This window comes from Streptomyces alboflavus (genome assembly GCF_000716675.1).
Classification (GTDB): domain Bacteria; phylum Actinomycetota; class Actinomycetes; order Streptomycetales; family Streptomycetaceae; genus Streptomyces; species Streptomyces alboflavus.
Window position 1 is genome coordinate 97,154 of the sequence record NZ_JNXT01000011.1, and the last position, 12,264, is coordinate 109,417.

At 66.6% G+C, this 12,264-nt stretch carries 13 protein-coding genes; 5 read left to right on the plus strand and 8 right to left on the minus strand.

Features of this window, described 5'->3' with window-relative positions; all coding sequences use genetic code 11:
• Positions 1–14 precede the first annotated feature (14 nt).
• Together OO63_RS45960 and OO63_RS11125 are read right to left on the minus strand one after the other, a co-directional pair.
• Positions 15–182 carry a hypothetical protein gene (locus OO63_RS45960; protein ID WP_169786607.1) on the minus strand — a complete coding sequence of 56 codons (168 nt, stop codon included), beginning with the start codon at positions 180–182 and terminating at the stop codon, positions 15–17.
• Positions 183–386: 204 nt separating this feature from the next.
• The gene (locus tag OO63_RS11125; RefSeq protein ID WP_051810744.1) at positions 387–914 is read right to left on the minus strand and encodes an ATP-binding protein; all 528 of its coding nucleotides are present in this window, start codon (positions 912–914) and stop codon (positions 387–389) included.
• A gap of 211 nt (positions 915–1,125) precedes the next feature.
• Between OO63_RS11125 and OO63_RS11130 the strand changes: the two genes are divergently transcribed.
• Together OO63_RS11130 and OO63_RS11135 are read left to right on the plus strand one after the other, a co-directional pair.
• Positions 1,126–2,469 (plus strand): NsdA family TPR-like regulatory protein, encoded by a 1,344-nt coding sequence (locus OO63_RS11130; RefSeq protein ID WP_030359690.1) that lies wholly within the window; start codon positions 1,126–1,128, stop codon positions 2,467–2,469.
• Positions 2,470–2,538: 69 nt separating this feature from the next.
• The gene (locus OO63_RS11135) at positions 2,539–3,717 is read left to right on the plus strand and encodes a serine hydrolase domain-containing protein (RefSeq protein ID WP_030359691.1); all 1,179 of its coding nucleotides are present in this window, start codon (positions 2,539–2,541) and stop codon (positions 3,715–3,717) included.
• A gap of 130 nt (positions 3,718–3,847) precedes the next feature.
• On the opposite strand, the gene OO63_RS11140 is transcribed toward OO63_RS11135, so the two are convergent.
• The 6 genes from OO63_RS11140 to OO63_RS11165 form a co-directional block, all read right to left on the minus strand.
• On the minus strand, positions 3,848–4,147 hold the full coding sequence (locus tag OO63_RS11140) for a hypothetical protein (protein ID WP_051810745.1): 300 nt from the start codon (positions 4,145–4,147) through the stop codon (positions 3,848–3,850).
• Positions 4,148–4,318: 171 nt separating this feature from the next.
• Positions 4,319–5,641, minus strand: coding sequence for a 5-methylcytosine restriction system specificity protein McrC (locus OO63_RS11145; protein WP_078619075.1), 1,323 nt, complete (start codon positions 5,639–5,641; stop codon positions 4,319–4,321).
• On the minus strand, positions 5,641–6,762 hold the full coding sequence (locus OO63_RS11150) for an AAA family ATPase (RefSeq protein WP_051810746.1): 1,122 nt from the start codon (positions 6,760–6,762) through the stop codon (positions 5,641–5,643). The genes OO63_RS11145 and OO63_RS11150 overlap by 1 nt, the downstream gene beginning before the upstream one ends.
• Entirely contained in the window at positions 6,755–7,354 is a 600-nt protein-coding gene (locus OO63_RS45355) for a hypothetical protein (RefSeq protein ID WP_157853980.1), read from the minus strand. Before OO63_RS45355 ends, OO63_RS11150 begins: the two co-directional genes overlap by 8 nt.
• Positions 7,355–7,365: 11 nt before the next feature.
• The gene (locus OO63_RS11160; RefSeq protein WP_030359696.1) at positions 7,366–9,570 is read right to left on the minus strand and encodes an Eco57I restriction-modification methylase domain-containing protein; all 2,205 of its coding nucleotides are present in this window, start codon (positions 9,568–9,570) and stop codon (positions 7,366–7,368) included.
• Positions 9,567–10,646, minus strand: coding sequence for a DNA adenine methylase (locus tag OO63_RS11165; RefSeq protein WP_030359697.1), 1,080 nt, complete (start codon positions 10,644–10,646; stop codon positions 9,567–9,569). The genes OO63_RS11160 and OO63_RS11165 overlap by 4 nt, the downstream gene beginning before the upstream one ends.
• Positions 10,647–11,185: 539 nt before the next feature.
• On the opposite strand from OO63_RS11165, the gene OO63_RS11170 reads away from it, so the two are divergent.
• The 3 genes from OO63_RS11170 (at position 11,186) to OO63_RS42150 (ending at position 12,221) form a co-directional block, all read left to right on the plus strand.
• Positions 11,186–11,419, plus strand: coding sequence for a hypothetical protein (locus OO63_RS11170; protein WP_346009323.1), 234 nt, complete (start codon positions 11,186–11,188; stop codon positions 11,417–11,419).
• Positions 11,420–11,462: 43 nt separating this feature from the next.
• Positions 11,463–11,714 (plus strand): hypothetical protein, encoded by a 252-nt coding sequence (locus OO63_RS11175; protein WP_051810749.1) that lies wholly within the window; start codon positions 11,463–11,465, stop codon positions 11,712–11,714.
• 129 nt (positions 11,715–11,843) lie between these two features.
• The gene (locus tag OO63_RS42150) at positions 11,844–12,221 is read left to right on the plus strand and encodes a hypothetical protein (protein WP_051810750.1); all 378 of its coding nucleotides are present in this window, start codon (positions 11,844–11,846) and stop codon (positions 12,219–12,221) included.
• Positions 12,222–12,264: the final 43 nt, after the last annotated feature.

Below are 12,264 nucleotides of genomic sequence, written 5' to 3' on the forward strand. Positions count from 1 at the left end.
CCTGCCGCCTGGAGCTATGCGGCGTCGGTCAAGTTGCCGTCACCGCCCGGCCATGGGGCATCTCCGGAACTCCCCTGGTTGTCGGACCGGAGGCTGTCGTACCGGTCGTGGACGGCGGTCAGCTCCTCCACCGCCACCAGGAGGCCGCTCCGGGTAGGAGGCGGTGCTGTGGTCTGTGCCACCTCGTGCTCCTTCCTGTTCGGATCCCTCGCCAGGGCTCCGGCGAGGGTTCAAGAGCCGCCCTCACGTCCGTGGGAGATGTTGGATACGTGAGGGCGGCGGTCTGTAGGCAGCCTGAAGTTGGAGGGCACGGTGCGTCGTTCACAGACGGGCGCCGAACGCTCCGCTCCGGGCTGGATAGGTCTGGGCGCGTGAGTGCGGCGCTGTCAGGCGGCCGACAGGACCAGCGGATGGGGCATGGGTCCTGCCTCACGCTGCGAGCGGACCGCGAAGAACCTACGGAGAACGGCCGCCCGGATGGCCGGGGTCGGCTTCGGGACTTCGATCTCCGCCCACACGCTCTTGCCCTGGTCGCGGAGATCCCAGCTCGATCGCACCGCGAAGTGACCGACCAGGGCGAGGCCGCGCCCGCTCTCGTCGCCGCTGTCCGCGCAACCCGCCACCGGGGCCCGCCGATCACGGTCAGCCACGACGATCACCAGGCTGCCGGGGTCGTGGAACAGCGCGACGGTGATGGGCCCAACTCCGTGGATCACGGCGTTGCTGATGAGCTCGGAGGCGACGAGCCGAATCGCGTCAGCCGATGCGTCATCCAGAGGGACACCCCACGCTCGTACGCTCTCAACGACCTTGCGCCGAGCGGCAGGCACCTCTGCTTCCGCTCCGGCAAGGGCGAAGCGTGTGGCGAGCGTGGGCATGGCGGACGCCTCCGGAAAGGTGGGGAGCGACTCCATCTCCGACGGGGGACGGTGATGGAGCCGCCGTTCTGGGCAGCCGTACCGGAGCGATGCTTCTCGCAGCCCCGGTGCGGCTGAGTTCAGTCAACTGCCGCGGTGTGCAAGCCCGGAACGTTTCTTGGGGGTTTCTCTTGGGGACGCCCTTCCGCGTGCCTGTACGCGCAGTAGCCTCCGAATCACGCCGTGAGGGGATGACGGGAGTGATGACGTGCCCGGTGAGCCGTTAGCGATCCACCCACTGACCTTCGTGCGCCAGTCGCACGGATGGGGCAAGGCTGAGTTCGCCCGGCTCATGCGGGCACACGGAAAGTTGCTCGGCATCTCGCTGGCGACCAACCGGACGACGGTGTGGAAGTGGGAGCAGGGTCAGGAGCCGGATGCGGATGCTCAGCGCGTGCTCGCTGACCTTCTGCGAGTCCCGCCCCCGCAGATACAGGCGCAACGATGGCCGCAGTGGCTCCCCGTATGGGAAGTAACAGGGCTCACCGCCCCGTGGACTGAGGCAGGAACCGTTGAAGCGTTGGCTGATCTGGTGGGCAGCGGACGGTTGGATCGTCGAGGCTTCCTCACCATCACCGGCGCCGCTCTGACCGGGCTCGCGGCGAGCTGGGTCGAGGCACCCTCCGCGTTCACCTCCGCGCTCAACGGAGACCGCGTCACAGACAAGATGGTCTCCACGATCGAGCAGCGGATCAGCACGCTCCGCACCCTCGATGACCAACTCGGGGGCGCTCGGCTACTGGAGCAGGCACGCGGTGACCTGGCCCTGACTACCGGTCTCCTCAGCGCCGGTCGGTACACGGATCAGATCCGTGTCCGGTTGTACGCGCTGGCGGCCCGGGTATCGCACCTGACCGGCTGGATGGCCTACGACGCAGGGCTGCGGTCCGCCGGACAGCGGTACTACGTCGGGGCACTGCGCAGCGCCCGCACGGCCGGAGACGACGCCTTCGGTGCCTTCATCCTGGCGGAGATGGGCGTGCACGTCTCCGAGGCCGGCCGGACCGCCGAACGGGTCGGCCTCATCTCGACCGCCCTCGACAACGCCCCTCGCACGCTGTCGACCTACACCCAGTCTTTCCTCTACCTGCACAAGGCCGAGGCACTGTCCCGCGACGGCGACCACCGGAAGGCTGGTACGACACTGAATCGTGCCGCTTCCCTCTGGGACCGTCACACGGCGGAGGAGAACCCGGACTGGCTCGACTGGTTCGGTGAGGCACAACTGAAGTCGACCGAGGGCAAGGTTCTTCTACGCTCGGGGCAGGTGGAGCGCGCGACGAGCTCCCTGGAAGCCTCCATCGAGAAGGCGGCCCCACGAGACAAGGCCGTACGGTCCAGCCGTCTGGCCGAGGCCCGGCTTGCCGGCGGCGACCTGGACGGGGCGCTCGACGCGGCGAACTACGGCGTTGGGCTCCTCGAAGACAAGGTCAGCTCTGTGCGGGCCCTGGACCGCCTGAAGGAGCTCTCCGCGCGGCTCGAACCACACAAGACGGTGCCCGCCACCCGCGAGTTCCGCGAGCGCTTGCAGGCTCTGCCCGTCACCGCCTGATCGGGAACGCCGCAAGCATCAAGAGCGAGCACGCCCCGAGCAGGAACCAGGGGTGCCACGATGGGCCGCATGACGATGATCGACGGTGAGGTCGCGGCCGGATTCGAGCCCGTACGCGAGGCGTTCGCGGCGAACTTCGCGCAGCACAGGGACATCGGCGCGGCGCTGTGCGTGTACCAGGACGGTCGGCCAGTGGTGGACCTGTGGGGTGGAGTCGTCGACCCCAGCACCGGCCGACCGTGGGAGCGAGACACACTGCAACTGGTCTACTCGGCGACGAAGGGGGCGACCGCGAGCGCCGTGCATCTGCTGGTCCAGCGAGGCGAGTTGGACCTGGACGCTCCGGTGGCCACGTACTGGCCGGAGTTCGCCGCGAACGGCAAGGCGGACATCCCGGTGCGCTGGCTCCTTTCCCACCAAGCGGGCCTGGTCACGCTCGACCAGCCGGTACCGCTGGCCGAGGCGCTGGACTGGCATCCGATGGCGGCCGCACTGGCCGCTCAGCGTCCCGTGTGGACTCCCGGCACCGCGCACGGCTATCACGGCCGGACCTGGGGCTGGCTGGTCGGCGAGGTGATCCGCCGAGTCTCCGGACGCACACCGGGCCGCTTCTTCGCAGATGAGATCGCCACCCCGCTCGGGCTGGACTTCTTCATCGGGCTCCCAGCCAGTGAGCGTGACCGCGTCAGCCGCATGGTGTACCGGAGGCCGGGCGTCGACTTCACCACGCTGCCCCCAGAATCGATCCCCGAGGAACTCCGCGAAGTAGTCGCTGCCTGGCGTGACCCGAACTCGTTCAGCAACAGGGCGTACGCGGTCACCGATCCCGCCCAGATCGACTTCGACTCGCCCGACGTACAGGCCGCGGAACTCCCGGCCTCCAACGGCATCAGTACTGCGCGCGGACTGGCGCGCATGTACGCGGCGCTGATCGGCGAGGTGGACGGCATACGCCTGCTCACCCCGGAGACCCTCACATCGGCCACCAAGGAGCAGGCCAGCGGCAAGGACCAAGTGCTCGTGGCACCAAGCCGGTTCAGCTCCGGATACATGTTGCCCACCAAGGACATCCCCATGACCGGGCCGCACTCCTTCGGCCACACCGGCCGCGGTGGCTCGCTCGGCTTCGCCGACCCGGAACACGGCATCGCCTTCGGCTACGTGATGAACCATGTCATCAGCGGCTCCGACGATGTGCGCGCGGCGACGCTGGTCGACGCAGTGCGGAGGTCGCTGACGGGACGATAGCCCCAGCGCAGTGGGCGTATCCCGCGCGGTGGGCGGGCCCAAGTGAACCCAAAGGTGACCGCGGAGCCGATGGTCTGACTGTGGCCGGCCCTACGGCCGTCGGCGGCGAGTAGGGGTGCTATTTCAGGCTTCAGCGACCGAGGTGGCGCAGGCCGTCCCCGAGGGTGGGGTGCCAGCGGTCGACCGGACCGGAGTGGCGGTTGTACCAGGCGGAGTCCAGGCGCGGCTCCTGTGCCTGGTGGTCGTTCGTGCAGCGCAGCCATACCGAGTCGTCGCGCATGTTGAAGACGATCCAGTCCCGGTACGCGCCGCACTGCGGGCACGCGTGGACCTCGCCCTCGATGACGAGCGGCGGCATCCAGCGCATCATTAGTCCTTCGACATCGTGACGGGACGGCGCCCGCAGATCGGCCGACGGGAAGTCCGGCACGACCGCCTCCTCGCCCGACCCAGTCGAAGCGGATACCTCGGGCTGGGCGGCATCAAGCGGCGGCGGCTCTTGAGCAAGCATCTGCAGCATCGTGAGCGCCTCACGCTGGGCCTCTCGGAACTCGCGCAGGGCGCGAGCACGTCGTCGGAACATGCAGACTCCACCCCTTTGCTAGGAGCCGGGAAGGTGGGAAGAACTGCTGGGCGACTGGGCACTCTCAATTCCTGACACAAGGTTGCGACTGAACGTCTCGAAGCCTTGCGCGGCTCCAATGCCACGGCACTCAACGAGCAGGGCATCGATCCGCTCTCCGCCGACAGTGATGGTCTGGAAGACCCTTGTGTCACCTGGTTTGAGCGGGGCTCCCTCTGAGGCGGGGCGGGGGTAGAGCAGAATCATCTGCTCGGCACCCGTAGCGCGAAGGAAGGCCAGGGACTCGTAGATGTCGGAGTTACCTACGGATGCTCTGCGCTTCAGCCGCGTCCGGTATTTGGCGTCTACGAGCACTGTGGGCGCGTTCCGTGGCCCCACCGCCACATCCGGGGTGACCATGAGCGCCTTGCCGTTCCTCATGCCGAGGGGAAAGGTTGGCGAGGCGTGAACCTCCAACGGGGCCAAGCCGATTCTCATGGCAAGCTCGCACAAGTGTTGCCAGGTTGACCACATCACCATCACATAGCCGGGCGCACGCAAGTGTCGCTCGTCGTAGCCCATGCCGAAGCCGTTGAGCACTTCCACGGAGAGGTCGTATAGCGCCTGCCAGTGGTAGTAGCGGTTCGGCAATCTGCGGTGCTGGGCGGAGCGGACCTCTCGCTGGGGGGCCAGTGCCTGGCGAACCCGGAGGAGTTGCCGCAGTGTCTCGCCGTCCTGGACCTCGGGCAACAGCGCGCTTGCCGCAGATGAGATGACCTCGTTCCAGGAGTTTACGTGGTCGAAGACCAACTGCTCCTGCCTGAAGCCGTCTGCCTCCGGTAGAACGATCCCCATCGGGTCAAGATCACCTACGACGGCATAGTCGTGCACGATGTGTGAGCGGTACTCTCGCAGCGGGCGCCGATGGTTCTCCCAGTACAGGAACGCGAGGGTCCGGCCGACCAGTGTGGTGAGATCGCCACGGGTTGCGAAGTCGGCACGCAGATGCTCGCGCGGTAGCAGTTTGCCTGTCTTGCTCAACAGTGCTGCGCGGAAGAAGTCCTGCCGCCAGTCTGCGTCCGTGCCATCGAGGAACTTCGGCACGATTTCCAGTTCCAGCTGGGGCGACAGCCGGAGTAGTCCGGCCACGCCTTCGATCCGGACAGATCCGGCCGACGAGATCCGTAGCGGGAGCTGCTCATGGCCCAGCAGATCGGTGAGGCGCTGCCCGGCGCGCAGGAGCAAGCCCTCGATCTCTGACTCTGGCTGGCCTGTCAGCCCGGCCAGTTCGGGCACTAGCCGTGGCTCGTCGCGGTTCTCGGCAATGCGAACACGGTGAAGTACGGGACTGGGACTGCTCATCAGGGCGACTCGGCGATTGCCTTAAGGGCCGGATAGACCTGGCTCAGTTTCAACTCACCGGAGGGAGACAGCTGGAGCACCGGCTGTTCAGCGAAGGTTGCCGACGTGAGTGTGAACGGACTGCCCGGAGCGTCGGCCGAGATCGTCTCGGCGACGCCCCGGAGGTCACCGAAGAAGACCTCGTCGACGTGTGCCCTCATGAGCGTCCAGCAGTTAGCTGCGTACCGCAACGCCTTCTCGAGTTCCGTCGGCGCGGCCGCGTGCATGAGTGCGCCGTGGCCCAGCTGGAAGGCCGCGCCGCGCCCCAGCGCGAGCCGCTCATTCACCCTCTGCCAGGCTCGCACCAGCGCTGTGTAGACGTCCTTGTTGTTGGCCATCTGGCTGGGGAGCTGTCCGGCGGAGTTGCCGTCCACCCCGAAGTGCATGTGTAGGACGGACTCGTCGGGAGTCAGCCAGAACGGCGCGAAGCGTCGCTGGAAGGCGACATCCAGTGGTGCGACCGATGCGTCCGCTTGGTTCATCGCGCCGACGATGTAGAGGTGCCGGGGCAGCGCATAGTCGACCATCTGACCACTGTCATCGAGCAACTCGAAAGTCTGGGTGGCCGGGGTGAATTTGCCGTCGGCGGCCAGGCGCTTGTCGCTCTCCAATGAGACAATGCTCGCGCCGAAGGCAGCCACGGCCGGCCCTCTGTTGATCTCGTCCACTATAAGCAGGGACGCCCCGTCCGGCTTTCGGGCGTGTTCGGCTGCCCGGTAGAGAATGCCCTTGGAGGCGCTGAAGCCCAGTGGCGCCCCATCGCCGAGGACCTTCGGTACAAGGCCGCGCAGTACGTCCCGTTGATGCGTGCTCTGGTCGAAGGCGGTGATGAATACCCTGCGGTCTGTGCGGTCTTGGCTGGGCAACCAGGCAGGGACGGTGTTGCCCTTGTTGGGCAGCGGGATCTCCGCCTCCGGCTGGTAGCTCGAACCGGTCTCGGAGTCTCCGCGAAAGGCGTGCTTCAACTCGGCCAGCAACCGCGACTTGCCCGTGGCGGGCGGGCCGCTGATCAGTACATTGTTCCGCTCGGCCAGCAGCTCGAGAATGCGGATGCAGTCGTCCGAGTACATGTGGTCAGTCACCGGCGATCCCGTGGCAGTATTTGAGGCCCTCTACACAGTCGATAAAGCCCTGGGCCAGACTCCGCGCTCTGCGGTTGGGGTTGTCCATGCAGGCGAGAATGTGCTGGGTCAGTTCGCTGTTCCACTTGCCGTCGCGCAGATCCCGTTCGTAGGCGTAGTGGGCCCGGACCTCGGTCTCGTGCTGCATTATCAAGAAGAGGACCGCTCCGAACTCGGGGTCCTCCTTAGGCAGGTTGAAGTGCGTGTGAATCCGTGAAATCCGGCCTTCCGTGGGACGAGCATCCGTAGGGCTCTCCCAATCCAGATTAACGACCTCAATCTCCTTGCCCCGCGTGCCGAACTTCACCGGGCCCCAGTGGAAATCCACGGTGGTTCTCGCACCATTTCGGCGTCGCTCTTCCTGTCGGGTCTGCGGCAGGAGCTTGCGCATCACCGGATCGAAGGCGCGGTAGGGGAGCCGGAAGTCCCGTGCACCACCACCCGTCTGGGCGTCATTCGATTTTGCCCGGAGCTTCCGCAGATCTCCGGGGCTCAACTGTTTGTAAATGACCCGCAGGATGCCCGCCTCCCGCAGTGGCCCGATCGCTGCCACCTTGCTCTCCCTTACTCACAGAAGTGTGCGTAGTCCGCCGGTACGTAGGCCACGGCTCCCAACCGCTGCGCCTGGGCAACTCGATTCGCCCACGGCCTGGCGGCTACGCCGGAGTGGGCCTGCGCTAGTACGAGGTCGCGGGTGATCGTTGAGCGTTCCTCGCCATCGAGTACAGGCTGGCCGCGGTCTAGCAGGGGGAAGTCCTCAAGCATCAGCTGTAGGTCTTCGGCTCCGAGCCCGTACGCCCTGGCCACTAGAACGTCGATCTCGGACCGGGCTTGGGCAGCGGCATCGGCGTCCAGAGTGGGGCGGCGTCTGCCCTCCAACGCCGTCAGTTCCCGGGACAGCTCGATGATCCGGGCCCCGTCGGGGGTATCCGGTGTGACTGGCGGGAGTGGGATGGACCGGAGCAGGAAGTAGTTCATCGAGGTGGTAGTGATCCGGCGAGCCAGCCAGTCCACCGGAATGCTGTTCATCAGCGCCACCCACAGGTGCACCAGCGCTTCCCCGTCGCCCGAGGGGGCGTGGAAAAGCACGGTCGGCACCTTGTTGCCGCACACGACTCCGGGCGGGATGACCGCGGTGAGTAGCGTGCGCTCGTTGGTCTGCCCGGTGACGTCGCAGAAGCCTGCGCGCACCGTCTCCGTCCGCTTAGCCACCCCGTGGCGGAGCTTGTCCACGGGATACCAGTACTGCGGGGTGACCACCGCGTCTGTTGCGGCCAGCACGTCCCATTGCGCGGCCCGGCCTGTGCCTGATCGGTGCGCCTTGGCCCGCGATCGGTACTGATGGACCATCCGGCCTTCGATCACCGGCAGATGGCCGTTAGCAGGGCTGGTCCGGAAGTCGGCGCGGTCCCGAGACATGTCGACCTCACGGGCCAGCTGCGGCCGCCACGGCCCGTCCGCGTCGCCAAACGAGGTTCCTGCACGGGCCATCCGCAGGAAAAGTTCCCACTCCATCTGGCCGCGTACCTCGGGGACTGTCAAGTCCCTCCGCACCTGGGCGAGTTCGGAGCGTTCGATGGAGACGTGAGCGGTCTCGCGCAGTCCCGTGTCCGTTCCTGAGGCATGCTTGAGCACCATCGGGCCCGGTACCGCGTCTCCGACTAGCTGTGCCTTGACCGAGAGGAACTTGAAGCGGGTGTCGATGGCGAAGAACCGAGCGCGGTTCTCCACAATCGTGAACTCCAGCTCTGAGGCGCTCTCGAGCAGAAATCGGCGCAGCGCCTCCGTGCCCTGCGAGCGGATCAGCCCGGCTGGGACCAGAAGAGCGAGCCGTCCCCCGGGACGCATGCGGCGGCAGGAGAACTCCAGGAAGAGTTTGTACAGGTCGGCTTCGCCTCGCCCTTGCAGTTGGGCACCGGTGGCCATCTGCTCGAGGTAGTCGAGCATCTTCCGACGCTCCCGGGAAAGCGCCTCAGGGAGGTCGTCGTGGGGTGTGTAGTCGGCTCCGTAGTGTCGGACCACACCGGCGTTGGCGAGAAGCTCATGGCGGGTGACCTTGAGCTTTTCCCAGGGCGGATTGCCGATCACCACGTCGAAGCCGCCCGGGCTCACCTGTTCCCAGACGGCATCGTTGGTGAGCAGGCTATCGCCCTGGAGTAGTCGCTCGTCCAGGCTCAGCACGGCCTTGAGATCGTCTACGGTAGAGGCCAGCGCCAGTCGGGCACCACGCAGCGCCAGATCGGACAGGTCCGCGGCGCACACAGCGTTCGCGACGAAGTCCGTGATGCTGACCTTGCCGTGGGCGCCGACCGCCAATGCGAGCGCGGTCAGTAGCAAGCCGGAGCCCGCCGCGGGGTCGATCACCCGCGTCCCGGGCCCGATGTGCTCCGCCAGCCCACCAGCCAGGTAGCGTGCGAGGCGGAAATCTGTGTAGTAAGCGCCCGTGCTGCGTCGCTCACTGTGTGAGATCTCCACCCGCGCCAGCGAGGCCAGCGCGAGCGGCGTCGGAATGACGGTGCAGACCGGTGAGTCGAGTGCCTGCAACAGCTGGGTGGCCTGAGCCTTAACGGCGGCCTCCCCGGTGCCAGTCCGCGCTCGGGATTCGGCGCAGAACGCGGCCCAGTATTCCCCTGTGTCGAGGCCAGCGTAAGCGCAGGAAGCGGCCTCCAGTACTTCAAGACGCCGCTCTGGATCAGCCCCGGCGGCCTTTTCCAACACGGCCTCAGCCTCGGCCAGCACACCCTCCTCGTAGGCCCGCACAGCGCTCATGCGACCCCCTGCACAGCCAGAGGGAGCGACGATTGGACGGCGACGCCTCGTGCCGAGCGGCGCAGTTCGAAGACGTACTCGTGGACTGAGTCGGCGTTGCGGACCGCAGCATCGTTCGGGCGGTAGCGGCCGATCTCGCCGAGCGAGTGGACTGTCAGCTCGCCCAGTGGTGCCAAGGCTGCCTCCAGCTCGTCCTGGCCGACATGCCCCTCAGAACTGTACGACAGCAGCACCCGTCCAGCGGTGCAATCGTGAACCAAAGAGGTCAGGGCTGTGAGTGCGCGTTTGCGGTAGCAGAAATCGGAGGCCAGATGCCGCCATGGGCGCAGGCCGGTTACTCCGCCTACCTCGGGTTCGTCGCCCAATGCGATGGTCTCCAGGATGTGGTAGTACGCCGCGTACTGGCGCTTGGTATAGGGCGGGTCGAAGTACACGACATCCTCGGGGCGGACCGGGATCTGGGTGACGTCTCCGACGTGGACATCCATCTCGACTGGCCGGCTCCGTAGGTCCCGAGGATGCAGCTCCAGCTCGCGGACGCCGGTGCTGGACCAGTTGCGTAGAAAGCAGCCATATGTGCCAGCAATGTTGGCCACGCGATTGGCGGCCGCGAGCAGGTCCGCGATCAGAAGTCGTTCCTCGGTCGCGCTGACCGTGCCGTCCTCGCGCCAGGTGGTGATCTGGGCCCGCATGGCGTCTATCCGTGATGCGTTCGCCTCGGTGAAGTATCGGCGCTCCACCTCGGTGTGCTGTGCTGAGACGGGGCTGTACTCGCGCGTGATGAAGCCGAGCACTGGTTGCACTTCGGCCAGCTTAGTCAGAGCGGCCTCATAGCCGCCGAGCGAGGCGAATGGTACATCGCTCCGAGCGATCAGCCGGGCCGCGGAAGTGATGGCGGAGCTGGTGAGGTGATCGTTGATCCGCACCGGCCAGCCGAGATCGGCCACGGCGCTTGCGACCACGCCGGTGCCGCTGAAACCGTCCACGAAGACCCCAGCATCAGACGGAGGAGGTCCGGCGAGATCGGCGATCAGCCCGGAGACCCTGGCCTTGGAGCCGATGTATCGGACACTCACCGTTCTGTCTCTCCCCTCAGTGCTGGCGCTGCTGTTTTGCCCGGCCGCTTCGAACCTGCCAGCCTGGGTTCTCTGGAGTTGTACCGCACCACACTGACAATGCTTCGGAACAAGCAGAGCTTACGGCACACGCTAAGTAGCGCCCTCGATGTGTCGCACTGGCGGTCGTGTCCAGCGAGCTTCGTGGGATGCGACCCCGAGATCATCTCGCCGAGGGACGGGCAGCGAAGTCGAAGCTCCTGCGTCGGTAGATCGAGGAGTGGTTGAGGCTGGGTCTCGGGAGTGGACACACCGTCGTGTGCGTGAGCGATGCGTGAGCGGATGGAACAGCATCCGTTGGATCGAGCGGTATGTCTGTTGGGTGCGGCAAGTCTCTGACCAGGAAAAACCAGACCGAGCATGATCACGGATCATCATCCGTCACGAACTTGCGGGCCCTCGTAATGCGTAGGTCTCGGGTTCGAATCCCGAAGGCGGCTCACCTGAAACCCCAGGTCGGAATCCACTCCGGCCTGGGGTTTTGCCGTTCAGTGGATGTGGTGGCGCCGACCGTGCCCGCCGTCGTCGTGTCGATCAGTTACACCGGCAAGCTGGTCAACTTCGACCCGGTCGTCGACCTGGTCCTCCAGCTGTCCGGTGGGACCGACCGGATCGCCCTTCAGACCCTCGTGTCCAAGCTGAGGATCCCGAGCACCGGGGACCAGGTCCTGCTGATCGCGGACCCGGCCCACCCCGGCGGCTACCTCTACGCCGGGGACGGCGAGACGGCGTGACGACACCACCGTACGAAGCGAACGAAGCGTACGAAGCGCTGAGGTGAACGAGCCGACGCAGGTGTCGGCGGTCGGCCTTCGGCTGGCGGTGTGTCTCTACGCGGTCGTCGCCGGGCTGACCGAGTGGGACAGCGGGGACGACGTGGGAGCCGTGGTCGTGCCGCGGCTCAGCGGGCCCGGGTTCCGGGCGTTCGAGGCGACCTGGAAGCGCTCGCCCCATCCGGCGCTGCGCGTGGGCCTGCGGCTCGCGGCCGTGGTGGATCCGTCCGAGGGGCTGTACCAGGTCGAGCTGTGACCCGGCTTCCGGTCCGGTCAGCGGAACAACGCTTGCCCGCGCTCCGCGCACGCGGGCAGCCTCGAACGCGTAGGAAGTCCGCGTGATTCGGCGCTCGCCGGGGACGGCGGGTGGCGAGGGGGGAGCGACATGGCAGAGCAGCAGACGCCGCACGGGCCCGAGCAGATCGTCGAGGCCAAGCTGGAGGAGTCGCAGATCCGGGTCGTCGGGCAGACGGGCGAGGTGAGCCCGCAGGACCTGTCGGGCAACGGTTACACCTACCGGCACGACTGGGGCGCGTGGAACGGGTTCGTGCGCTTCAACCTCACGAGTTCCACCTTCACCGCCAACACGCGCGTGTTCGTGGCCGTGAGTGAACCGACGGGCGGCGGCGGCAAGTTCATCGGTGCCGCGCGCTACCTGGTGTACAACGTGGCGCCCGACAACGGCGTCATCTCGGTGCGCGTCCACATCGACTGGGGCAGCCCGCTCGGCGTGCCCATCGACTACTTCATCGTCAACCCGTAGCCGAGCCGGTCAGTACCTGAACAGCCACCTGAACAGAAGGCCT